This window comes from Comamonas sp. F1-6 (assembly GCF_039581415.1).
Classification (GTDB): domain Bacteria; phylum Pseudomonadota; class Gammaproteobacteria; order Burkholderiales; family Burkholderiaceae_C; genus Comamonas; species Comamonas thiooxydans.
This window is the reverse complement of sequence record NZ_JBCPWN010000024.1, coordinates 37,077-59,108: the sequence shown is the minus strand read 5'-3', so window position 1 is coordinate 59,108 and position 22,032 is coordinate 37,077. Positions and strand designations below refer to the sequence as shown.

The following is a 22,032-nucleotide window of genomic DNA, read 5'->3' as shown; positions in this document are numbered from 1 at the left end:
CATATAAGGATTTCAGCATCAAAACTATCTAAAATCGTTTCAGAGCATGCGCTAGCAGCTCACTTTTCAATTACTGAAACTGCGACAGAAAACGGATGTCGCCGTCGAAGAACAGGCGCAGGTCGTTCACGCCATAACGCAGCATGGTCAGGCGATCGGGGCCCATGCCAAAGGCAAAGCCGATGTATTTTTCGGGGTCCAGCCCCATGTTGCGCACCACATTGGGGTGCACCTGGCCGGAGCCCGCCACTTCCAGCCACTTGCCGGCCAGCGGGCCGCCCTGGAACTGGATGTCGATTTCGGCCGAAGGCTCGGTGAACGGGAAGAAGCTGGGGCGAAAGCGCAGCACCAGATCATCCTGCTCGAAGAAGGTCTTGCAGAAGTCGGTGAACACGACCTTCAGGTCCTTGAAGCTCACGTTCTCGCCGATCCACAGGCCTTCGCACTGGTGGAACATGGGCGAGTGGGTGGCGTCCGAGTCCACACGATAAGTGCGGCCGGGGGCAATCACGCGGATCTCGGGCATGGTCTGGCCGGCATCGAGCGCATTGCGGTAATTCTTGACATGCTGCACGGCATGGCGCACCTGCATGGGGCTGGTGTGCGTGCGCAGCAGATTGGGCGCATGCTGGGTGCCGCCTTCGACATAGAAGGTGTCGTGCATGGAGCGCGCGGGATGGTCTTCAGGCGTGTTCAGCGCCGTGAAGTTGAACCAGTCGGATTCGATCTCGGGGCCCTGGGCCACATCAAAGCCCATGGAGCCGAAGATGCCCTCGATACGCTCCATGGTGATGGAGACGGGGTGCAGCCCTCCCGCGCCACGACGGCGACCGGGCAGAGTCACATCCAGCACCTCGGCCTTCAGATGGGCCTGCAGCTCGGCGTCTGCCAAAGCCTTGCGACGGGCGGTCAAGGCCGCTTCGATCGCCTGCTTGGCCACGTTGATGGCGGCGCCGCGCGACTTTTTCTCTTCGACGGAAAGCTGCGCCATGCCCTTCATGAGCTCGGTCATCTTGCCCGACTTGCCCAGAAACTGCGCCTTGGCATTTTCCAGATCAGCGGGGGTGTGGGCTTGCGCAAACAGTTGCTGTGCGCTTTCGACCAGAGAATCCAACTCGTTCATATCGACTCTTTATCGACTTGTAAAAATAAACAAGGGCTAGTGCCTTTTCAAGCCCTAGCCCTTGCTGTTTGTGCATCAGCAGCTACTGAACAAGACACGACTTCTGCAATCAAGTTCAAGCAAGATGCTCGCCCATCGGCAAATGCCTTTGGGGATTCTTGTCTGCAAAAGTCCTACAAGAGTAACTACCGATCGTGACCTCAGGCAGCCAGCTTGGCCTTGACTTGGTCGACGATAGCTGCAAAAGCAGCCTTGTCGTGCACGGCGATATCGGCCAGCATCTTGCGGTCGATTTCGATGGCAGCCTTCTTCAGGCCGTTGGCGAATTGGCTGTAAGTCAGACCCAGTTCACGTGCAGCAGCGTTGATACGAGCGATCCACAGCTGACGGAACACGCGCTTCTTGGTACGACGGTCACGGTAGGCATATTGACCAGCCTTCATGACCGCTTGCTTGGCAACGCGGAAGACGTTACCACGGCGACCGCGGAAACCCTTGGCCAGATTCAGAACTTTTTTGTGACGGGCGCGAGCCGTTACACCACGTTTGACGCGAGGCATGTGTTTTCTCCTAGTTCGTCAGTGAATTACAGGCCTGCGGAAGGCAACATCTTTGCGATGGAGCCCATATCGCCGGAATGCACGTTGACAATGCCACGCAGGTGACGCTTGTTCTTCGTGGTCTTCTTGGTCAAGATGTGACGCTTGAAGGCTTGACCGCGCTTGACGGTACCACCGGGACGAACGCGAAAACGCTTCTTCGCGCTGCTCTTGGTCTTCATTTTGGGCATGTGAATGCTCCTATTGAATTTGTGCTCGCAAGGCGGTGTGCAACCCGCACACACTTCGCTGGCCTCCGAGGCACTTGTTTGTCAGTCCGGCCAGGCCGGGCTGACGTCTTGCAGGCAAGCCTGCAAATTCTTTATCTGCCGCACAAAACAAAAGTGGGCCAAGCCCACTTTTGCCGACAAGGCAAAACCGCAATTATGCCTTATCTGCAGCCTCAGGTGCAGCTGCGGCGCCATCAGCCTGTGGTTTTGCAGCACCGGCGGGCTTCTTGCCGCCTGCACGAGCCGGCGCAACCATCATGATCATCTGACGGCCTTCCAGCTTGGGGAACTGCTCCACCTGGATGGAATCGGCCAGATCGTCACGCAGACGGTTGAGCAGATTCAGACCCAGCTGCTGGTGCGTGATTTCACGGCCGCGGAAACGCAGCGTGATCTTGCACTTGTCGCCATCCGCCAGAAAACGGCGGATATTGCGCAGCTTGATGTTGTAGTCACCATCATCCGTACCAGGGCGGAACTTCACTTCCTTGATTTCGATGACGGTCTGCTTGGCCTTGGCTTCAGCAGCCTTCTTCTGTTCCTGGTACTTGAACTTGCCGTAATCCATCAGACGGCAGACCGGAGGAGATGCGTTGGCCGCAATCTCCACCAGATCGACATCCAGCTCGCCGGCCATGCGCAGCGCTTCTTGCAGCGGCACGATGCCCAGAGGCTCGTTGTCGGGACCAGACAGACGCACTTCAGGCGCCATGATTTCTCGGTTCAGTCGATGCTTGCGCTCTTCACGGTGGCGCCGATCGCGAAATTCAGTAGCTATGGTTTTCACCCTTGGATTGAAATGGCTACAACAGCGTAGCCGGCTAGCGTGCCTTGCACGCTGACCGGCCCGCCACAAAAATTAATCTGCTTCAGGCCTTGGCCGCGATGTCCTTGGCGAGCAATTCAATGAATGCATCAACCGACATCACTCCGAGGTCTTTGTTACCCCGGGCGCGCACTGCAACCGCACCAGCAGCCTTCTCCTTGTCGCCTGCGACAAGGATGTAGGGCAGCTTCTGCATGGAATGCTCGCGTATTTTATACGTAATCTTTTCATTGCGCAGATCTGTCACCACTCTAAGGCTTTGATTCGGCAATGCTTTTTGCAGCTTCTGCGCAACTTCCTGCGCATAGTCGGCCTGAGCGTCCGTGATATTGAGCACGGCAGCCTGCACCGGAGCCAGCCAGGCAGGCAGCGCGCCCGAGTGATGCTCGACCAAAATGCCGATGAAACGCTCGAGCGAACCCAGGATCGCGCGGTGCAGCATGATGGGTCGATGGCGCTCGCCATCCTCGCCCACGAATTCCGCATCGAGACGCTCGGGCATGTTCGGGTCCACCTGAATGGTGCCGCACTGCCATTCGCGACCCAGTGCATCCTTCAGGGTGTATTCGATCTTTGGCCCGTAGAACGCACCCTCGCCCGGCAGATACTCGAACTCGCAACCCGATGCGCGCAGACCTTCGGCCAGCGCGTTCTCGGCCTTGTCCCAGGCTTCATCGGTGCCGATGCGCTTTTCGGGGCGAGTGGACAGACGGTACAGGATGTTGGTGAAGCCGAAGTCGGCATACACCTTCTGCAGCAGCGAGGTGAAAGCCGTCACCTCGGCCTGGATCTGGTCTTCGGTACAGAAGATGTGACCATCGTCCTGTGTGAAGGCACGCACGCGCATGATGCCGTGCAGCGAACCCGTGGGCTCGTTGCGATGGCAGTTGCCGAACTCGCCAAAGCGCAGAGGCAGATCGCGATAGCTCTTGATGCCTTGCTTGAAGATGATGATGTGGCCCGGGCAGTTCATGGGCTTGAGGGCATATTCACGCTTTTCCGAATCGGTGGTGAACATGTTTTCGCGGTACTTGTCCCAGTGGCCGGTCTTCTCCCACAGGCCCTTGTCCAGAATCTGCGGAGCCTTGACTTCCTGGTAGCCGTTGTCCTGATAGACGCGGCGCATGTACTGCTCGACCTGCTGCCAGACCGCCCAGCCCTTGGGGTGCCAGAACACGGTGCCGGGCGAGTGTTCGTCGATGTGGAACAGATCGAGTTCGCGCCCAAGCTTGCGATGGTCCCGCTTTTCGGCTTCTTCCAACCTGAACAGATAGTCCTTGAGCTCGTCCTTGGTTGCCCAAGCGGTACCGTAGATGCGCTGCAGCATCTCGTTGCGGTGGTCGCCACGCCAGTAGGCGCCGGCCACCTTCATCAGCTTGAAGTGCTTGAGCTTGCCGGTGCTGGGCACGTGAGGGCCACGGCACAGGTCTTCGAAGGCGCCTTCACGGTACAGGCTCACATCCTCGTTGCTGGGGATAGAGGCAATGATCTCGGCCTTGTAGGCTTCGCCGATGCCCTTGAAGTACTGCACGGCCTCGTCGCGCGGCAGCACGCGGCGCACCACCTGCTCGTCCTTGTTGGCCAGCTCGGTCATCTTCTTTTCGATGGCAGCCAGATCTTCGGGCGTGAAGGGACGCTTGTACGAGAAGTCGTAGTAGAAGCCGTTTTCGATCACGGGACCGATGGTGACCTGCGCATCGGGAAACAGCTCCTTGACGGCATAGGCCAGCAAGTGAGCGGTGGAGTGGCGGATCACCTCCAGACCGTCGGCATCCTTGGCGGTGATGATAGACAGCGGCGAATCCTGCTCGATCACAAAGCTGGTGTCCACGACCTTGCCGTTGATCTTGCCGGCCAATGCGGCCTTGGCCAGGCCGGAGCCAATCGAAGCAGCGACTTCGGCAACCGAAACCGGGCCTGAGTATTCGCGCTTGGAGCCATCGGGGAGCGTGATGTTGATCATAAATTCCTTGTCAAACCAAATTTGTGTGGGTGAGGGCCAGCGCCAGAGCTTTGGAGTTGCCTGAAAGCAAAAAGCGCGGAACCAGTCCGCGCTTTGATGAGGGTGTCGAGAAATCTCGGGCAGGCGCGAACCGCCAGCTGCCATCAGCAGCCGAAGTACATCTCCGATGTAGTTCGCGGTGTCATAACCGTTGATGCCTTTCTCGCCCTTGTGAATTGAAGTCGCGCCATTTTAACCCGGCAAACAAAAAAGCGCCCGAGACTTTCGCCCCGGGCGCATAACCCCTTTTTTACCTAGACAGAATCACGATTCATCGTGGCTCAATGGAACTGCTCTTCCTCGGTGGAGCCGGTCAGCGCCTTGACGCTGGATGAGCCGCCCTGGATCACGGTGGTCACGTCGTCGAAGTAACCTGCGCCCACTTCCTGCTGGTGCGAGACAAAGGTGTAGCCCTTGTCACGTGCCGCGAATTCGGGCTCCTGGATCATTTCCACGTAGTGCTTCATGCCCTCGCCGCGAGCGTACTCGTGGGCGAACTTGAAGGTGTTGTACCAGTTGCTGTGGATGCCGGCCAGCGTGATGAACTGGAACTTGTAACCCAGTGCGGACAGGTCTTCCTGGAAGGAAGCGATCTGGCTGTCGTTGAGGTTCTTCTTCCAGTTGAACGAAGGCGAGCAGTTGTAGCTCAGCAGCTTGCCTGGGCAGGCTGCATGCACGGCCTGGGCGAATTCGCGGGCAAAGCCGATATCGGGCACACCGGTTTCGCACCACACCAGATCCGCGTAGGGAGCGTAGGCCACGCCGCGGCTGATGGATTGCTCCAGACCGTTCTTGACGCGGTAGAAGCCTTCCTGAGTACGCTCGCCTGTCAGGAACGGGATGTCGTTCTCGTCATGGTTGCTGGTGATCAGGTTGGCCGCTTCGGCATCGGTACGGGCCAGCACAATGGTGGGCACGCCCATCACATCGGCTGCAAAACGGGCGGCAATCAGCTTTTCGACCGCTTCGCGAGTGGGCACCAGCACCTTGCCGCCCATGTGACCGCACTTCTTGACCGCAGCCAGCTGGTCTTCGAAGTGCACGCCGGCAGCACCTGCCTGAATCATGTTCTTCATCAGCTCGAACGCGTTGAGCACGCCGCCGAAGCCGGCTTCCGCATCAGCCACGATGGGCAGGAAGTAGTCGATGAACTCCTTGTCGCCGGGGTTGATGCCCTTGCCCCATTGGATTTCATCGGCACGCTTGAAGGTGTTGTTGATGCGGCGCACCATGGTGGGCACGGAGTCATAGGCGTACAGCGACTGGTCGGGGTACATGGTCTCGGAGGTGTTGCCGTCGGCGGCTACTTGCCAGCCCGACAGGTACACGGCTTCCAGACCGGCCTTGGCCTGCTGCATGGCCTGGCCTGCGGAGATGGCACCGAAGGCGTTCACATAGCCCTTCTTCGAGCTGCCGTTGATCTTGTCCCACAGCACTTCGGCACCGCGCTGGGCCAGGGTGTACTCTGGCTGCAGGCTGCCACGCAGACGCACCACATCGGCAGCGCTGTAGCCGCGCTTGACGCTCTTCCAGCGTGGGTTCTGTGCCCAGTCTTTTTCGAGGGCTGCGATTTGCTGTTCACGGCTCAGTTGCTGAGTCAGGGATTGGGGCATGGTGCACTCCTTAGCGGTTAAAACAAGATGAATTGGTGTTCGTCCTTGGGATCTACTTTATGTCTGCAGCACTCTTTTACAGAGTCTTATGTCTTATAAAAGACTGCAATTTATATTCAATAAAATCAATTGCTTATTTTTATTTTTCACAATAAGAAAACGCATTTCTCGTATTGAGAAATTTTGCGGCAGCGCAACATTTCAATTTTTCATAATGCAAAATTGAATTCTTGCTTCATGAAAAATTTGCAGAAGCACGACTTCCGGAGTCCGCATCCTTTGAACGCAGTACGAAAAAAGTCCCGGCGCATGCCTTGATCTGCTCATCCTTGATCTGCTCATTTATCCGGCACGAGACAGGCCAAGCCACTTGAACAAAAACAGGTGACACGACAAAGACATGGCGCCCAAGGCGGCGGGAACCAAAAAAACAACAGTTCCCTCCCCTGGGTCAAATGCATGCAACAGCCCTGCCACACTGCTTTGCATCACCTTCTCTTGTCATTGAAATTCATTTCGCCATGCACACGCCCAGCCGCCCCATCGCCTATCTCTGCCTGGCACTCAGCATGTCTTTGGTAGGAAGCTATGTGGCCTTGTCCAAGCCTCTGGCTGCCATCTTTCCGGTCATGCTGCTGGCTTGGCTGCGCTTTGGCATCGGTGCCGTGGCCATGCTGGGCTGGCTCAAGCCACCAGCGCACGAGACAACTCTGACCAGGCAGACCAAGTGGCTGCTGTTTTTTGAGTCCTTCTTCGGCAATTTCCTTTTCACGCTCTGCATGATCAGCGGCGTGGCCTTGACCAGTGCGGTCACGGCGGGCGTGACCATGGCCGCAATTCCTGCCGCAGTCGCCATCATGAGCTGGCTTTTTCTGCGCGAAGCCGTTGGCGCGCGCACATGGACAGCCATTGCTTTCGCAGTGGCCGGCATAGGGCTGAATGCCTTGAGCAAGACCGAAAGCAGCAGCCTTGCCGCACATCCCCAGCAAGGCCTGGGCCAGTTGCTGCTGATTGCCGCAGTGCTGTGCGAGGCCGCATATGCCGTGATCGGCAAAAAGCTCACCGCCAGCGTAAGCCCCAAACGCATTACGGCGCTGATCAATCTCTGGGGGTTTGTGCTTTCCGCACCCGCCGGGCTCTATCTGGCCTGGCAGTTTGATTTTTCCCGGGTTTCGGTGCCCGCATGGGGTCTGTTGCTGTTTTACGCCCTGGCCGCCTGCGTCTGGACGGTGTGGCTGTGGATGACGGGATTGCGCGCCGTGCCCGCATCGCGGGCCGGCATTTTTACCGTGCTGCTGCCCATCAGCGCCGCCGTGGTGGGCATGCTGGCCCTGGGCGAGCGCGTCGGCAGCATGCAATTGCTGGCCTTCGGCATTGCCCTGACCAGCGTGGTGATCGCAACCTGGCCCGGTTCATTGCAGTTCAGGCGCTAGGCGCCGTCGATTCCAATCAGGAAAGCAGATTGCGGCGGCTCAGCACAATGCCGTCGGAGTCGGCATACAGCCAGTCGCCTGGGCGAATCCACAGGCCGGCGATCTGCACATAGACATCGCGCAGTCCCTGGCCTTGCTTGACGGTAGGCATGGGGTTGAGCGCCAGCGCATACAGACCCACGGGGGTGGATTTCAGCTCGGCCACGTCGCGCACGCAGCCATAGACAAGCACCCCGGCCCAGCCGTTCTGGGCCGCCGATGTCGCCACATTCCCCCCCACCAGAGCCCGGCGTAGCGAGCCGCCGCCATCGACCACCAGCACACGACCACCTCCCGGCTCGGCCAGCGCCGCTCGCACCAGGCTGTTGTCGTCCAGACACTGCACGGTGCTGACCTCCCCCATAAAGCCGACATTCCCGCCATAGCTGTGGAACACGGGCGGCAGCACACGAAAGTCGCTGCTGTCATCGCTGATATGCGCATCGCACAAATCGCAGGTGCTGAAGCCAAGAGAAGCCGAGGAATCACTCATGAAAATCTCCATAGAACCAAGTCTCCCGCATCTTGCCCTGAGCACCTGACATAGCACAAGCACCAGCGGACACACACAGAGAGCAACTTTTTCACAACACTCTCGGGGAAAAACCCGTGAAAACGGACACTAAAGGGCCTGAGAGCAACAAATCGAGGCAAAAAAACAGCCCACTAGCTTGGAAGAGCGATTTTTTGCCATTAGCATCAGACTCAGCCAGTGGATTGCAGCTGTATTTCGCTGGTGATAAGTCCACTACCCAATTAGGAATAAGCAATATGGCAACTGCAAAGAAGGCACCCGCTGCAGCATCGGCAGCAGCTCCCGCCGCTAAGAAGCGCACTCCCAACGCTGCCTTCATGAAACCCCTGACCCCCAGCGCCGCTCTGGCTGCCGTGGTTGGCAAGGATCCCCTGCCCCGTACTGAAATCATCAGCAAGCTGTGGGTCTACATCAAGGCCAACAACCTGCAAGACGCTGCCAACAAGCGCATGATCAACGCCGACGCCAAGCTCAAGGAAGTCTTCGGCAAGCCCCAAGTCTCCATGTTCGAGATGGCCGGCCTGATCGGCAAGCACGTCAAGTAAGCACTGCGCTTGCGCTGACCACAAAAAAGCTGGCCCGAGCCAGCTTTTTGTATTTCTGAGGCAAGTGTCGCGTACAGGCCGACGCGACTGGGACGGCTTTACCGCAGCAATGCATGCGTGCATGCCTCGGTCTCGACGCCGACGGAATCACGGCCGCGAACGCTGGTCAGGACGGAACCGGCCGGCAGATCTTTCCGACAACCGCGCGGCCCACCGATTGGCGCGGCCCTCACGAAGCTGACCCCGGGCTATCTCCGCCATCGTGCCCCGCCATGCTTGCACCCTGAACCGCACATTCCTGCAAAACTGCAACTGCCGGGCAGCCAGGACATGGGCTCCACAGGCATGGAGACGCGTGCGCACGTTCGGGTCTCGGTGCGGCGAACGCCTCCCCGGCAGCCTCGGCCATGGGAGGTGCACAAGCTTGAGCGCTGTCCCTCAGTAACCGTCCAAAGCCGTCACGACGCCGGCAATGCCCATGAGACATCCGCAGAGGAGACCGGCCAAGAAAATCAGTGTTGCAATTCCAAAGCTCATTGAACGCCTCTCCTGCCGCGCAGGGCCGTGTGATTGCGGCACGCCGTGCGACTCATGGCGCCCCCCTTGCGATACGCGCGTCCGCTCCTTCTGGGCGTGTGCTGTGCAGTGCATGGCGCTCGTTGACAGGCGGCCAGAGCATGTCGACGGGCATGCCTGTGATTTCTGCAATGCGCTGTCGAATGCGGGCCGATACCGCACGACCGCTGATGACTTGCGACACGCTGCTGTTGGCCACGCGCATTTCGGACGCCAATGCCGTGGGGGAAATGCCTTTCATGCGCAGCGCCGCTTTGATTTGCTCGGGATGCATCTGGTAGCCTTTCGCCTAATTATTTAGGTTAAAGCACGTCGTCGTGCTTTTGGCGAATTATGGGAAAGATTTCTTTCCCATGCAATACACCTTGGACAAATTTTTATGACCCTAGGGGAACGGCTGCGCGAAGAAAGAAACCGGCTGGGCATGAGCCAGCCAGCCTTCGCTGCACTTGCTGGCACTACGAAGCAAACTCTTTTTTCCTGGGAATCCGGCAAGACAGCGCCGGATGGCTTTCAGATGACCGCGCTGAGCGCACACGGAGTGGACCTGTTGTATGTGCTGGCAGGACACCGCACACCGGCAGTTCACCCTGCAGAGGCTCTGTCAGACGATGAACTCCGCCTCCTTCACGGGTATCGCAGGTGCAATGCGGATGGAAGGCAGCACCTCATACGATCCGCAGAACTGCTGTCTGCGGCACATGCCATGTCCGCCGAAGACCGCAAGCAGGCCCTCCAGGATCGGCCACATCGATCGGGTGAAGACGCCCTCTGATCCGTCCTGCCCGATGTCCGAGCGGTGCGGCACCTATAGGATGCGGTGCAGCCCTGCTCCAAGACGGTGACAGGGCCTGCTGCCATCCCTCCGCCTGGACGTGCTCAGTACACATCGCGCCGGTAGCGACCCGAGCCCAACAGCTCGGCCACCTTGGCCTCGCCCAGAATGGCCTGCAGCGTCAGATGCACGCCTTGGCCCATGCCGTTCAGGCTGCCGCAAACATAGATGGCCGCACCACGCTCCACCCATTGCCGGACTTCCTCTGCATGGCTGCGCAGCAAATCCTGCACATAGCGCGAATCCTTGCCGTTGCGCGACCAGGCCTGATCGAGCCGTGCCAGTCGGCCCTGTCTGAACCATGCGCCCAATTGATCGGCAAATAGCGCGTCATGCTGTGGACTGCGCTCTCCGAACAACAGCCATTGATCACTTAGCTCCTGCTGCACACGCGCCTTGATATGGCTGAGAAGGCCCGCCAGGCCCGAGCCATTGCCGATCAGAATCAGCGGCCGCCCGGCGTTGTCACCGAGTCTGAAGCCGCGGTGCTCGCGCAAGGTCAACGGCAGCACATCTCCCTCGGCCATGCCGCAGCACAACCAGTGCGACGCAAGGCCCGGCGAACCATCGGCGCGCGTGCTCTCGCGCACCAGCAGTTGCAGGCTGCCGTCGGCCGTGATCGAGGCGATCGAATAGTCGCGCGCGCGCTCAGGGTCGGCGGGCACGCACAGAGACACCAGATCGCCCGACTCCCAGTGCGGCAGCTCGCCGGACTGCTGCGTCCACTCCAGCAGGTATAGCGCCCCGCCCTGGCTGCCGGGATTGAGCAAACGCCGCCGACCAAGCACAAAGGGTATGCTGACCGGCGCCTGCAGCCAGTCCGAATCCGGTTCCTGGGCGGGCGCAGACTCGCCCAGCAAGTCCTGTCGCATCTGAGCGACCTGAGTCTGCCAGCTCTGCAAGCTCGAGGCATCCATATTGTCCACGCAGGCCAGATCGCTGCGCGCGCCGCTGGTCTGCAACCATTCGTGCACTTTCACACCAAACGCACAGAACTCCTGGTATTCACGATCACCCAACGCCAGCACCAGGCTTTGGTGCCGGGTCAGCGCAGGCTGCATGGCCATGAGCTGCTGCACAAAGCCCAGCGCATGGTCGGGCGCATCGCCCTCGCCTGTAGTGGATAGCAGCCACAGGCTGTGCTCGAATTGCTGCAGCAGCACGGCCGTCAGTTTTTCCACGGGCAGCAGACGCACCTGCAGACCGCCGTCGACCAGCATCTTGCCCGTGGCGCGTGCCAGCGCCTCGGCCTGCCCCGTCTGGCTGGCATAGGCGACCAGGACGGCAGGCGCAGCGGCATCGCCCTGCGAGGCATTGCTCTCGGCCTCATCGGCCAGGCGCTGCCTGCGTACCTTGGTGCCAATACCCCAGCACATGCCTGCGTAGGCGGCTACCAAACCCATAGCCCCATAAATGCGCTCGGGCGTCAAAATCCATTCCACTGTCATGCCTCAAATTGGTTGATCCAGGCCGGTGTCTTGAGCACCTGTCTGCGGACCTCATTGCCATCGGATGCGAGATGCGATGTGAGCACGGCCGCAATCTCATGTTGACGGGCAAAGTCCATGCCTTGCTGCGGACCCAGCACCGTGAGCACGGTGGCCAGCGCATCGGCGTGCATGCATTCCTCATGGAACACGGTCACGCTGGCCAGATCATGCGTCACCGGCCAGCCCGTGCGCGGATCCAGCGTGTGCGAATAGCGCCTGCCAGCCTGCGTGAACTGATGCCAGAAATCGCCCGAGGTGGCAAAAGCACCCTCCCTGCAGGCCACGACCAGCGACTCGGCCTCGACAGAACCGCCCGTGCCCAGTTGCACCTGCCAGGGCCGCCCATCAGGGCGCTCCCCCCAGCTGCGCAGCTCACCGCCGATTTCGAACATGCCCGCAGCCCAGCCAGCCGCCTGCAGCTTTTGCACCGCCCAATCCACGGCAAAGCCCTTGGCAATGCCGCAAAAATCCAGCTCAAGACCACCGCTCTGCTGCAACTGCCGGGTCTGTGCATTCCAGCGCAGATGGCCATGGCCGCTGGTCTTCAGCAAGCGTTCGATCTCATCGCCGGCAGGTGCCTGCCCTGAATGCGGCTGCAACGGGTTCTGACGCGGCCCGAACCCCCACAGTGAGACCAGCGCTCCCATGCCGGGGTCCATCGCCGCGCCTGAAAGCCTTGCCCAATGCAAGGCCGCTTCCAGAACCTGAGCAAACTCCGCCGGAACTACATGCATTTCACCGGGACTTGAACGATTGAACCGGGTGATCAGCGAATCCGCCTCCCAGTTGCTCATCTGGGCAATGACATCCTCAAACACCTGCTCCAGCAGGGCCTGCACCGGCTCCGTGGGCAGGTAATCAGGATTGAGCAGGCGCAGCGACCAGTGCGTGCCCATGGTCTGGCCGGACAGGCGGTGAATACGCCCGTCCTGCTGGTGCTGCAGGCTTGCAGGTCTCCAGCGCTGCACGCCAAAGTCAAGCGCCGGCGTCCGGGGACAAGCCTGACTCTGTGCCGCCGACGAGGGCAGTTGCCAGAGACTGGCATCAAAGCGTACGCGGGGGGGGGTGGGCATGGGCATCCAGACAAAGACGAAAACAGCAGCAAAAACAACGACGCGCCCGTAGCGGGCGCGCGTATTCAGTCCATCAAGCGCCAACGCTTAAGGCAGGACTTCCAGAGTCGCGATATAGCCCAGGCGGCGCTCCGTTGCCTTGGCAATGCTGGTCTTCTTGTCCGTAGCATCGGCATTCAGCCAGAACAGACCTGCACGGGGGAACTTGATCTTGACCTGACCCTTGGCATCGGTCTTGAGCTTCATGGCGTCCACACCGTCGCGATAGCGAATACCGTCGGCCACCAGCTCCAGCTCCAGATCAGCTGCGGGCTTGCCGTCAAGATGGAATTCGAAAGTCGCCTCTTCGCTGGCCACCAGGTCATTGGGGTGAGTCACGGGCTTGAGCTCCAGACCCTTGCCGGTCAGCGCCAGCGCCGAAGGCTTGCCCAGAGACACAAAGGTCTCCATGCGACGCAAATTCTCGGTCACGCGCACTTCCTTGGCATCGGCAGGAATCTGCTTGAGCACTTCTTCCACCGAACCGCGCAGGCGCTTGGGCTGGCCGTTGGCATCCTTGTAGCCGCCCATCACGCCGGTCATCAGCATGGTGACGCGGTAGGTACCGGTCTTTTCTGGCTTGAAGTCGAACATGCTGCGCAACTCGCCCTTGGCGACATTCTTCATTTCCACGGCCGCGCCATCGGGTGCGGTCACCTTGACGGCTTCCAGACCCAGCGGACGGTGGTTGAAGAAGAACACATCGTTGGACACGGCCGCATCCACCGTCACCCAGTCGGACTTGGACAGCACGGTGCTGGAAGGCTTGAACCACAGATCATGTGCCTGGGCGCCCAGGGCAGCCAGAGCCAGAGTTGCAGCGACGATGGCACGAGTTTGGAACTTCATATCAGGTCCTTGAAAACAGAAAGGGTGACAAATCCGAAAATGAGGCGAGGCCCAAGCCAGGAACACCAAGCAAGAGCCGCCTCGCAGCGAAGGTGTTGTCCCCCTCCGCGAAGCAGAGAGGGGGAAGGCGCGGAGCGCCTCAGGGGGTGATCAAGGCTTCAATTCCAGCTTGATCGCGCCCAGCTCGGTACTGCCATTGGCGCTCAGGCTGGTGGCCTGCTTGACGGGCCACTCGAAGGGAATGGACACCAGCTCGCGGCCACCAACTTCACGCGCAGCTTCCACCATCAGCTTGTACTGGCCGGGAGCCAGCTGGGGCAGCGGGTTCTTGCCTTCCGCAAAAGACAGCGCATGGGTGCCCACGGGCTTGGTCGGCTGGGTCACACCATCGATGGGAAAGCTCAGCTCGCGGCCGGTACGACGCCACCACTGGCGCATGTCCTTGAGCCACTTGGTGCCCTCGGCATTCTTCATCTTCACGTCATACCAGACGGACAGATTGGCAGCCACACCGCCGTCGGCCTTTTCCAGCCACACGGCGACATAGGGCTTGTGGTATTCGGCCACCTGCAACTGGGGCACGGTCACAGCCACATTCATGCCGCCCGCGATTGCCGGCAGGCCCACCACGGCGCTCAGCGCCACCGTGGTCTTGAAAATCCGCTTCGCCATTTTTTCTTCCTTCACAAAATTCTTGGGCTCAATGCACGAGCAGCAACACCAGCAAGGCGGGCAGCACCAGACCCAGGCCCACCATGGGCCAGGTCATGGGGCGGCGCTGCGCATGCATCTTTAGGATCAGCAGACCCGTGATGCAGAACACCAGGCAGCCAATCGCAAAGACGTCTATGAACAGGCTCCAGGCTCCGCCCGCATTGCGCCCCTTGTGCAAGTCGTTGAGGTAGGAGATCCAGCCCCGGTCGGTCTTCTCGTACTCGACCGAGCCCTCCTTCAGGTCCACACGCAGCCAGGCATCGCCACCCGGGCGCGGCATGGGCACATAGGCCTCATCTTCGCTCCACTCCACGGCAAAATCCTTGGCACTGACCTTGATCTGCTGAGCCAGCCAGCCATCCACCTCGGCAGGCAAGCCCACGGCATTCTTGTCCGCCGCTTCCACGCCCTTCTTCTGGGCTTGCTGCAGTTTTTCGAGCAGATCCGGGGGCAGTTGCGCATCACGCGATTCGACCTTGGGCTTGGACTCGATCTGCCCGGCGTGATTCAAGGTGAATCCCGTCACGGCAAACAGCAGCATGCCGATCAGGCAGATGGCGGAGCTGATCCAGTGCCACTCATGTAATTTTTTGAGCCAGTACGCCCGCTGCGGGGCGTTGGAGGAAGCCGCGGTCATTCAGAACTTTCTGGGATTGCGTTGCCGCCGGGCCGGGCCGAGCCGACCTTTGGGACATAGCGCCACAAGGCCAGTCCTTGCTTGCGCAGCAAGGCGGCATTCTAGTTGCGCAAATTCTAAATGCATCTCACTTTTATTTACTTTACTTGACGTAAACAAAGCGCCCTCGCGCCCAGGGCTTTTGCCAGCTCAGCAAACCCGTGGCTCGACCGATTCCAGCGATCCGCTGCACGCCCTCCGCTCAACAATCTGTTGCCTCACTGCAACAAAACGTAGATTACCGATACTCATTATTGAATGGTATCGAGAATTATTATCAATATCACCTAGAATCCGCACGCTTTTCAAAAAATCGACTCTTCATCAAAAGCATGTCCAACAACCATCTGACCCCGACCGACTCCAACGGCTTGCGCTGCGAGCTCAAGCAAATCGTGATTGCCGCAGGCCTGTGCCTGATTGGCGCCAGCGCGATGGCTCAGCAGGAAACCACCTTGTCCACCGTGAATGTGGAAGCCGCTGCCGAGTCCAGCTTCAAGACCGAAGCCAGCCCTCAAGGCAAGTTCACCGCTCCCCTGCTGGACACGCCCAAGACCGTTCAGGTCATCAATGAAGAGATCATCAAGCAGACCGGCGCCACCAGCCTGCAAGACGCTCTGCGCTCCACCCCCGGCATCACCTTCGGCAACGGCGAAGGCGGCAACCCCACCGGAGACCAGCCGTTCATTCGCGGCATGGACGCCCAGTCCAGCACCTTTGTGGACGGCATGCGCGACATCGCCTCCGGCACCCGCGAACTGTTCAACGTCGAAGCCGTGGAAGTCATCAAGGGCGCCGACTCGGCCTATGCCGGTCGTGGCGGCGCTGGTGGCTCCATCAATATCTCCACCAAGAAGGCCAAGAACGAGAACTTCATCTCCGGCGACGTGGGCCTGGGCACCGACAACTATCTGCGCGGCACGCTGGACATCAACCGCAAGATCAACGAGACCACCGGCATTCGCCTGAACGCCATGGGCCACAGTGCCGACGTTCCCGGCCGCAACGGTCCTGACAACAAGCGCTGGGGCATTGCCCCCACCGTGACCTTCGGCATGGGCACAGCCACCGAAGTGACCCTGTCCTGGCAGCATCTGCAGACCGACAATACCCCCGACGGCGGCGTGCCTTATCTGTACAGCAATGCCGCCATGGCCACTCTGCCCGGCGGCAGCACCGTGCGTCCCACCTATGGCAACGACCGTGCCAACTGGTACGGCCTGCACAACCGTGATTTCGAGAAGGAAAAGAGCGATCTGTTCACTGCTTCGGTCACGCACAAGTTCACTGACACCAACAAGATCCGCAACAGCCTGCGCTACAGCAAGACCAAGCAGGACTACGTCTGGACCCAGCCCGACGACTCCAAGGGCAATGCCATAAATGGCTATGTCTGGCGCCGCGGCAACTACCGCGTCTATGACACCACCACACTGCAGAACGTGACCGAATTTACCGGCAAGGAACAGACCGGCTCCATCGGCCACAGCTATGCCTTCGGTCTGGAACTGTCCAAGGAAAAGGCTGACGGCAGCTCGGGCGCCATCCAGAGTGGTGGCACCTGCACAGGCGTTTCCGATCCTTGGTGCACCACTTTGAGCAACCCCAGCGGCGCCAATGCCCCCTGGAACTTTGCCTGGTCACTGCCTGCGCAATCCACCGTCAACAAAATCGACACCATTGCCGTCTACGGCTTTGATACTCTGAAGCTCAACGATCAATGGCTGGTGAATGCCGGTCTGCGCGTGGACCACTACAAGCTCAACGCCTCCGGCCCTGCCGGCGGCCGTGGCGCCAGCGCCTACCCGGCGTATGACCTGAGCCGTAGCGATACGATGTTCAACTACCAGCTGGGTGTGGTCTACAAGCCTGCATCCAATGGCAGCATCTACGCCAACATCGGTACCTCTTCTCGCCCCGGTGGCTCGACTCTGGGCAACGGCAGCGAGGACCTGACCACAACCACCGATGCGCTGATCAGCCTGAAGCCGGAAAAGACCAAGTCCATCGAACTGGGCACCAAGTGGGACCTGCTGGACAAGAAGCTGAACCTGACTGCCGCAGTCTTCCGCAATGAAGTGACCAATGTGCGCATCAGCGATGCAACCGGCACGTACATGGGCGGCAACAAGGAAGTCAATGGCATCGAACTGGGCTTTACCGGCCAGATCCTGTCCAATCTGAGCGTGTTCGGCGGCTATACCTTTATGGATAGCGAGTTCAAGAACATGGGCAAGGACGATGTTCGCAATGGCCTGCCCTTCTACAACACGCCCAAGCACAGCTACAGCCTGTGGACCAGCTACAAGCCCATGGCCAAGCTGACCTTGGGTCTGGGTATCTATGCTCAGAGCGACGTTGCTGCCAGCTACATTCAAGGCAAGGGGGGCATCGTGACCAAGGGTGCTTCCGGCTATGCCCGTTATGACGCGATGATGGCCTACCAGATCGACAAGAACCTGAGCTTCCAGCTGAACGTCTACAACCTGGGCAACAAGGTTTACTACACCGGCGTGCGCTCGCCTCATTACGCCAATATGGGCGCCGGCCGCTCGGCCGTGGCTTCGCTCAAGTTCACGTACTAATTCATGTACTGACAGGAGCAATGACAGTCCTGCCTGCGCTTGATCTGGCGCAGCCTGGCTGCAAACCATGCCCCAAAGCCCCGCAGGCTCCTGATGCCAGCGGGGCTTTTTACATGCACACTTGGCGGATCAAACGCATTGTCGCTGGCTCGCAAAGCCTGATCTTCGCCATCAAAACCATAGCTGATAGCGCCTTTCCATAAATGCTTTCAACCCAATAAGTCATTGAAAGCTATAGACATCAAGCGCTACCAGCTATGGTTAATGATGTAACCCGGATCATCAACTGATAGATATCGCCTCACTCCCGCCATGTTGCTACGCATCCCCTGCCTGCTCACCCCCGATGAAGTACGCCACTGCCGTCAGGCGCTGGAAGCCGCCAGCTGGCAGGACGGAAAGACCACGGCCGGCCACGTGGCCGCTCAGGTCAAGAGCAATCTACAGCTGCCGCTGGACAGCAAGACCGGCCAGCAGATAGGCGATCTGATCCTGAACCGGCTGGGCCGCAACCCGCTGTTCATGTCGGCAGCCCTGCCGCTCAAGGTCCTGCCGCCGCGCTTCAATCGCTATGAAGGTGGAGGTACCTATGGCAACCATATCGACAACGCCTTCTTCACCATTCCGGGCACGGCCATCAAGGTCAGAACCGATGTCTCCACCACGGTGTTCTTCAGCGACCCCGACGAATACGAAGGCGGCGAGCTGATGGTGGAAGACACTTTCGGCCAGCAAAGCGTGAAGCTCGCGGCCGGCGATGCCATCGTCTACCCTGGCACCAGCTTGCACCGCGTCAACCCCGTGACGCGCGGCACGCGCTATGCCTCATTCTTCTGGACGCACAGCCTGGTCAAGTCGGCGGAGCAGCGCCGTCTGCTGTTTGATCTGGACCAGAGCATTCAGCAACTCACGCAAGAGCAGCCCGAGCATCCGCGCATCGCCGCCCTCTCGGGCACCTATCACAATCTCTTGCGCATGTGGTCTGAAAGCTAGCTTCCTTGGAGACGACAGCCTGCGCTGCTGGGTAGCCCTCGCCGGCTGTCTCCCCCCTACACTGCGCCTGCTTTGCTGCCTCGCCCCCATCCAACCGGCTTGATTTATGACTGTTGAACCTTTGAATGCCGCTGGCCAGCCCGTCAAACCGCCACTGACGCAGATTTCCGCGCAGATAGGCTCCCTGGCGGACTACGCCCGGCTGGCCCGCGAGCATATGGAGGCTCAGGCCTGGGCCCACCTGGAAAGCGGTGCGGACCAGGGTCTGACTCTGGCCCACAACCGCCAGGCCTTCGACCGCATCCGTCTCTGCCCTGAACCGCTGGCCGATCTGTCGGCCGCGCATACGCGGCAAAGCCTGCTAGGCCAGAGTCTGGACTGGCCGTTGCTGCTGGCACCAGTTGCCTATCAACAGCTGGCGCATCCCGAAGGCGAGCTCGCCACGGTGCGCGCGGCCATGGCCATGCGCACCGGCATGGTGGTCAGCACTCTATCCAGTTGCACGCTCGAAGAAATCGCCCAGGCCGCGCAAGCTGCAGCGCAGGAGCTGGGGCGCAGCGGCCCGCTGTGGTTCCAGCTCTACCAGCAGCCAACGCGCGAGCACACGCTGCAGCTGATTCGCCGCGCCGAAGATGCCGGTTATCAGGCCCTGGTCTGGACGGTGGACGCCCATATCAAGCGCTCCAGCTACCCGCTGCCGCCAGGCGTGGAGGCCGTCAATCTGCGTGGCATGCCCCAGCAACGGCAGACCGGCGATCTGATGAGCGAGCACATTCTGTTCGGCAGCGAGCTGGCCCGAGGCGCGCCCACCTGGGACGACCTGGTCTGGCTGCGTCAGCAAACCCGGTTGCCGCTGATCATCAAAGGTCTGCTCTCGGCCCGTGCCGCCGCGCAAGCCGTGGAACTGGGGGCTGATGCCATCGTGGTCTCCAACCATGGCGGGCGAGTGCTGGACACCGCCGTCTCCCCCCTCGAAGTGCTGCCTGCCATTCGCGCGGCCACGCCTGCCCATATTCCGCTGCTGATGGATGGCGGCGTGCGCCAGGGCACCGATGTGCTCAAGGCCATCGCCCTGGGTGCCAGTGCCGTACTGCTGGGCCGGCCGCAAATGCATGCCCTGGCGGTGGCCGGCATGCTGGGGGTGGCACATATGCTGTATTTATTGCGCGCCGAGCTGGAGCTGGCCATGGCCCAGACCGGCTGCGCCAGCCTCGATCAGGTCGGGCCCCGGCTTTTAACCACTTGCTGATTGTGCGTAATTTGGCGGCATGCATTGCAAATGCGATGGATTCTCATTTATACTCCGCCTATTACATCAATAGCCAGCAACAACTGCCTGTAGCCATGATCGTCTGTGTATGCCGCCGGGTTTCTGACCGAGAAATAGCACGCCACGCGCATGCGGGGATGAGCTTTGACGAAATCCAGTTTGAATTGGGTGTTGCCACACAATGCGGGCGCTGCGAAGGCTGCGCACGTGATGTCGTCGCCCAGTGCAGTGCAAGCCATCCGATCGCGGCCATCCACAACGAAGCGCAATCCTGCGCGTCGGTGCAGACGGTTCAGCTTGCCACCAATATTCTGGAAAGCAAAGCATGGCCCACCTCTCCGTCCTCTCAGCCGTCTTTGGCAGTCTGATTCTCGTGATGGTATGCACCTGGTGGATCCTGCGTGAATGATGCAATCCTGTCTGCGTGCCCTGCTTCCTGTGCCTGCTATTGCCGGTTGACCAGCGCTTTTCCTTTCTGATCCCAGCCTGCGCTGGTTGCTCTTCTCGTTCTTATGTCCCAGTCTGATCGATTTGCACCTGCCAGCGGCCCGAGCCGCAATATGGCAGTTGCTGGTGCTGTGGTTGTCGTGCACGCTGCCGCCCTGTGGGCCATGCAGCATGGCCTGGCACAGCAAAAGCCGCCAGAGATAGTGATTCCCGCCAGCGTGATTGCCCAGTTTGTGGCACCGCCGGCTGCCGAACCTGCCCCGCCGGCCCCTCCCCCTCCACCCAAGCCTCCTGCGCCAGCGCCCAAGCCCGAGACCAAACCGCAGCCCAAGCCCGAGGTCAAGAAGGCTCCGCTGCCCAAGGCCATCAAGGACCCGACACCGGCACCGGCTGCACCTCAGGGGGCATTGGAGGACAGCGACAGCAAACCGGACAAGACACCGCCGGCACCACCCGCGCCCCCGGCACCTCCGGCTCCGCCTGCGCCTCCCGCACCACCAGCTCCGCCCAAGATCGAGCAGCCATCAAGCAATGCTGCCTATCTGAACAACCCAGCTCCCGCTTATCCTTCGGTCAGCAAGCGCATGGGGGAACAAGGCAAGGTGCTGCTGCGCGTCTATATCAACGAGCAGGGCCAGCCCGAGAAAATCGAAATCAAGCAGTCCAGCGGGTTTGACCGCCTGGATGACGCCGCCGTCAACACCGTGCGCCAGTGGAAGTTTGTCCCCGGCAAGCGCAACGGCGTGGCCGAACCCATGTGGCACATCGTGCCCATCAACTTTGTTCTCAAATAAATCTGCAGTTCTCAGGAGTACCCATGGAATCCCAATTCGGCATTGCCCACGTCTGGACACAGGGCGACTTCGTGACCAAAGGCGTGGCCATCATCTTGCTGGTCATGTCGGTGGCCTCTTGGCTGGTCATCATTCTCAAGGCGCTGGATATTGTGAAATTCAAGAAGTTCGCCACCCAGGCGCAGGACTTCTGGCACAGCCCCGATCTGGCCACCGGCCTGGAAAAGCTGGGTGACGACAAGCAGAACCCCTTCCGCTTCATGGTGCTCGAAGGCCGCGAAGCCTCCGCCCACCACCGCAAGACCAGCGTCCACCTGCATGACACGCTGGACATCAGCGACTGGGTGACCCGCTGCCTGCGCAACGGCATCAACGAATTCACGGCCCGCCTGCAATCCGGCCTGGCCATTCTGGCCTCCGTGGGCTCGACCGCCCCCTTCATCGGCCTGTTCGGCACCGTCTGGGGCATCTACCACGCTCTGGTGGCCATCGGCATGTCCGGCCAGTCATCCATCGACAAGGTGGCCGGCCCCATCGGCGAAGCGCTGATCATGACCGCTCTGGGCCTGGCCGTCGCCATCCCCGCCGTGCTGGGCTATAACGCTCTGGTACGTGGCAACAAGGGCATTTTGAACGCCCTCAACAGCTTCGCCCACGACGTGCACGCCTACTTCGTGACCGGTGCCCGCGTTTCCGTGGACGGCCAGGTCTCTGGCAATGTGCTGCCCCTGAAGAAAGGCGCCTAA

At 60.1% G+C, this 22,032-nt stretch carries 22 protein-coding genes; 9 read left to right on the top strand and 13 right to left on the bottom strand.

What is annotated here, in order from left to right; all coding sequences use genetic code 11:
- Positions 1–70: 70 nt before the first annotated feature.
- The 6 genes from pheS to aceA form a co-directional block, all read right to left on the bottom strand.
- Positions 71–1,123, bottom strand: coding sequence for a phenylalanine--tRNA ligase subunit alpha (gene pheS, locus AAIL66_RS20400; RefSeq protein WP_343497610.1), 1,053 nt, complete (start codon positions 1,121–1,123; stop codon positions 71–73).
- Between the two features lie 200 nt (positions 1,124–1,323).
- On the bottom strand, positions 1,324–1,683 hold the full coding sequence (gene rplT / locus AAIL66_RS20395; RefSeq protein WP_003053572.1) for a 50S ribosomal protein L20: 360 nt from the start codon (positions 1,681–1,683) through the stop codon (positions 1,324–1,326).
- A gap of 26 nt (positions 1,684–1,709) precedes the next feature.
- Positions 1,710–1,913: a 50S ribosomal protein L35 gene (gene rpmI, locus AAIL66_RS20390; RefSeq protein ID WP_003053571.1), complete on the bottom strand. Its 204-nt coding sequence runs from the start codon at positions 1,911–1,913 to the stop codon at positions 1,710–1,712.
- Positions 1,914–2,106: 193 nt separating this feature from the next.
- Positions 2,107–2,739 (bottom strand): translation initiation factor IF-3, encoded by a 633-nt coding sequence (gene infC, locus AAIL66_RS20385; RefSeq protein ID WP_080745935.1) that lies wholly within the window; start codon positions 2,737–2,739, stop codon positions 2,107–2,109.
- Between the two features lie 82 nt (positions 2,740–2,821).
- Positions 2,822–4,741, bottom strand: coding sequence for a threonine--tRNA ligase (thrS, locus tag AAIL66_RS20380; protein WP_034396897.1), 1,920 nt, complete (start codon positions 4,739–4,741; stop codon positions 2,822–2,824).
- A 320-nt stretch (positions 4,742–5,061) separates the two neighbouring features.
- Positions 5,062–6,393 carry an isocitrate lyase gene (aceA, locus tag AAIL66_RS20375; protein WP_003053566.1) on the bottom strand — a complete coding sequence of 444 codons (1,332 nt, stop codon included), beginning with the start codon at positions 6,391–6,393 and terminating at the stop codon, positions 5,062–5,064.
- A 521-nt stretch (positions 6,394–6,914) separates the two neighbouring features.
- Here aceA and AAIL66_RS20370 point away from each other — a divergent pair.
- A complete protein-coding gene (locus AAIL66_RS20370; RefSeq protein WP_343497609.1) occupies positions 6,915–7,826 on the top strand; it encodes a DMT family transporter in 912 nt (303 codons plus the stop codon).
- Positions 7,827–7,842: 16 nt separating this feature from the next.
- Here AAIL66_RS20370 and rraA read toward each other — a convergent pair whose 3' ends face one another.
- On the bottom strand, positions 7,843–8,358 hold the full coding sequence (gene rraA, locus AAIL66_RS20365; RefSeq protein ID WP_034379811.1) for a ribonuclease E activity regulator RraA: 516 nt from the start codon (positions 8,356–8,358) through the stop codon (positions 7,843–7,845).
- Between the two features lie 278 nt (positions 8,359–8,636).
- Here rraA and AAIL66_RS20360 point away from each other — a divergent pair, with 278 nt between their 5' ends.
- Entirely contained in the window at positions 8,637–8,945 is a 309-nt protein-coding gene (locus AAIL66_RS20360) for an SWIB/MDM2 domain-containing protein (protein ID WP_343497608.1), read from the top strand.
- Positions 8,946–9,534: 589 nt separating this feature from the next.
- On the opposite strand, the gene AAIL66_RS20355 is transcribed toward AAIL66_RS20360, so the two are convergent.
- The gene (locus AAIL66_RS20355) at positions 9,535–9,795 is read right to left on the bottom strand and encodes a helix-turn-helix domain-containing protein (RefSeq protein ID WP_012838982.1); all 261 of its coding nucleotides are present in this window, start codon (positions 9,793–9,795) and stop codon (positions 9,535–9,537) included.
- A gap of 105 nt (positions 9,796–9,900) precedes the next feature.
- On the opposite strand from AAIL66_RS20355, the gene AAIL66_RS20350 reads away from it, so the two are divergent.
- Positions 9,901–10,296 carry a helix-turn-helix domain-containing protein gene (locus AAIL66_RS20350; RefSeq protein ID WP_343497607.1) on the top strand — a complete coding sequence of 132 codons (396 nt, stop codon included), beginning with the start codon at positions 9,901–9,903 and terminating at the stop codon, positions 10,294–10,296.
- A gap of 104 nt (positions 10,297–10,400) precedes the next feature.
- Here AAIL66_RS20350 and AAIL66_RS20345 read toward each other — a convergent pair whose 3' ends face one another.
- From AAIL66_RS20345 to AAIL66_RS20325, 5 genes are all read right to left on the bottom strand, one after another.
- Positions 10,401–11,804 (bottom strand): sulfite reductase subunit alpha, encoded by a 1,404-nt coding sequence (locus AAIL66_RS20345; protein ID WP_343497606.1) that lies wholly within the window; start codon positions 11,802–11,804, stop codon positions 10,401–10,403.
- Positions 11,801–12,919 (bottom strand): FAD:protein FMN transferase, encoded by a 1,119-nt coding sequence (locus AAIL66_RS20340; RefSeq protein WP_343497605.1) that lies wholly within the window; start codon positions 12,917–12,919, stop codon positions 11,801–11,803. The genes AAIL66_RS20345 and AAIL66_RS20340 overlap by 4 nt, the downstream gene beginning before the upstream one ends.
- An 87-nt stretch (positions 12,920–13,006) precedes the next feature.
- Complete coding sequence (locus AAIL66_RS20335; RefSeq protein ID WP_003069955.1) at positions 13,007–13,807, bottom strand: DUF4198 domain-containing protein; 801 nt, start codon at positions 13,805–13,807, stop codon at positions 13,007–13,009.
- Between the two features lie 150 nt (positions 13,808–13,957).
- Entirely contained in the window at positions 13,958–14,479 is a 522-nt protein-coding gene (locus AAIL66_RS20330) for a DUF2271 domain-containing protein (protein ID WP_012838986.1), read from the bottom strand.
- A gap of 28 nt (positions 14,480–14,507) precedes the next feature.
- Positions 14,508–15,158, bottom strand: coding sequence for a PepSY-associated TM helix domain-containing protein (locus tag AAIL66_RS20325; RefSeq protein ID WP_343497604.1), 651 nt, complete (start codon positions 15,156–15,158; stop codon positions 14,508–14,510).
- A gap of 371 nt (positions 15,159–15,529) precedes the next feature.
- Between AAIL66_RS20325 and AAIL66_RS20320 the strand changes: the two genes are divergently transcribed.
- The 6 genes from AAIL66_RS20320 (at position 15,530) to AAIL66_RS20295 (ending at position 22,032) form a co-directional block, all read left to right on the top strand.
- Entirely contained in the window at positions 15,530–17,782 is a 2,253-nt protein-coding gene (locus tag AAIL66_RS20320) for a TonB-dependent siderophore receptor (protein ID WP_343497603.1), read from the top strand.
- A gap of 312 nt (positions 17,783–18,094) precedes the next feature.
- Positions 18,095–18,775, top strand: coding sequence for a Fe2+-dependent dioxygenase (locus AAIL66_RS20315; RefSeq protein WP_343497602.1), 681 nt, complete (start codon positions 18,095–18,097; stop codon positions 18,773–18,775).
- 121 nt (positions 18,776–18,896) lie between these two features.
- Positions 18,897–20,024: an alpha-hydroxy acid oxidase gene (locus AAIL66_RS20310; RefSeq protein ID WP_034379816.1), complete on the top strand. Its 1,128-nt coding sequence runs from the start codon at positions 18,897–18,899 to the stop codon at positions 20,022–20,024.
- Positions 20,025–20,119: 95 nt separating this feature from the next.
- On the top strand, positions 20,120–20,413 hold the full coding sequence (locus AAIL66_RS20305; RefSeq protein WP_034358951.1) for a (2Fe-2S)-binding protein: 294 nt from the start codon (positions 20,120–20,122) through the stop codon (positions 20,411–20,413).
- 144 nt (positions 20,414–20,557) lie between these two features.
- On the top strand, positions 20,558–21,286 hold the full coding sequence (locus AAIL66_RS20300; protein WP_034379817.1) for an energy transducer TonB: 729 nt from the start codon (positions 20,558–20,560) through the stop codon (positions 21,284–21,286).
- 23 nt (positions 21,287–21,309) lie between these two features.
- On the top strand, positions 21,310–22,032 hold the full coding sequence (locus AAIL66_RS20295) for a MotA/TolQ/ExbB proton channel family protein (protein ID WP_003069935.1): 723 nt from the start codon (positions 21,310–21,312) through the stop codon (positions 22,030–22,032).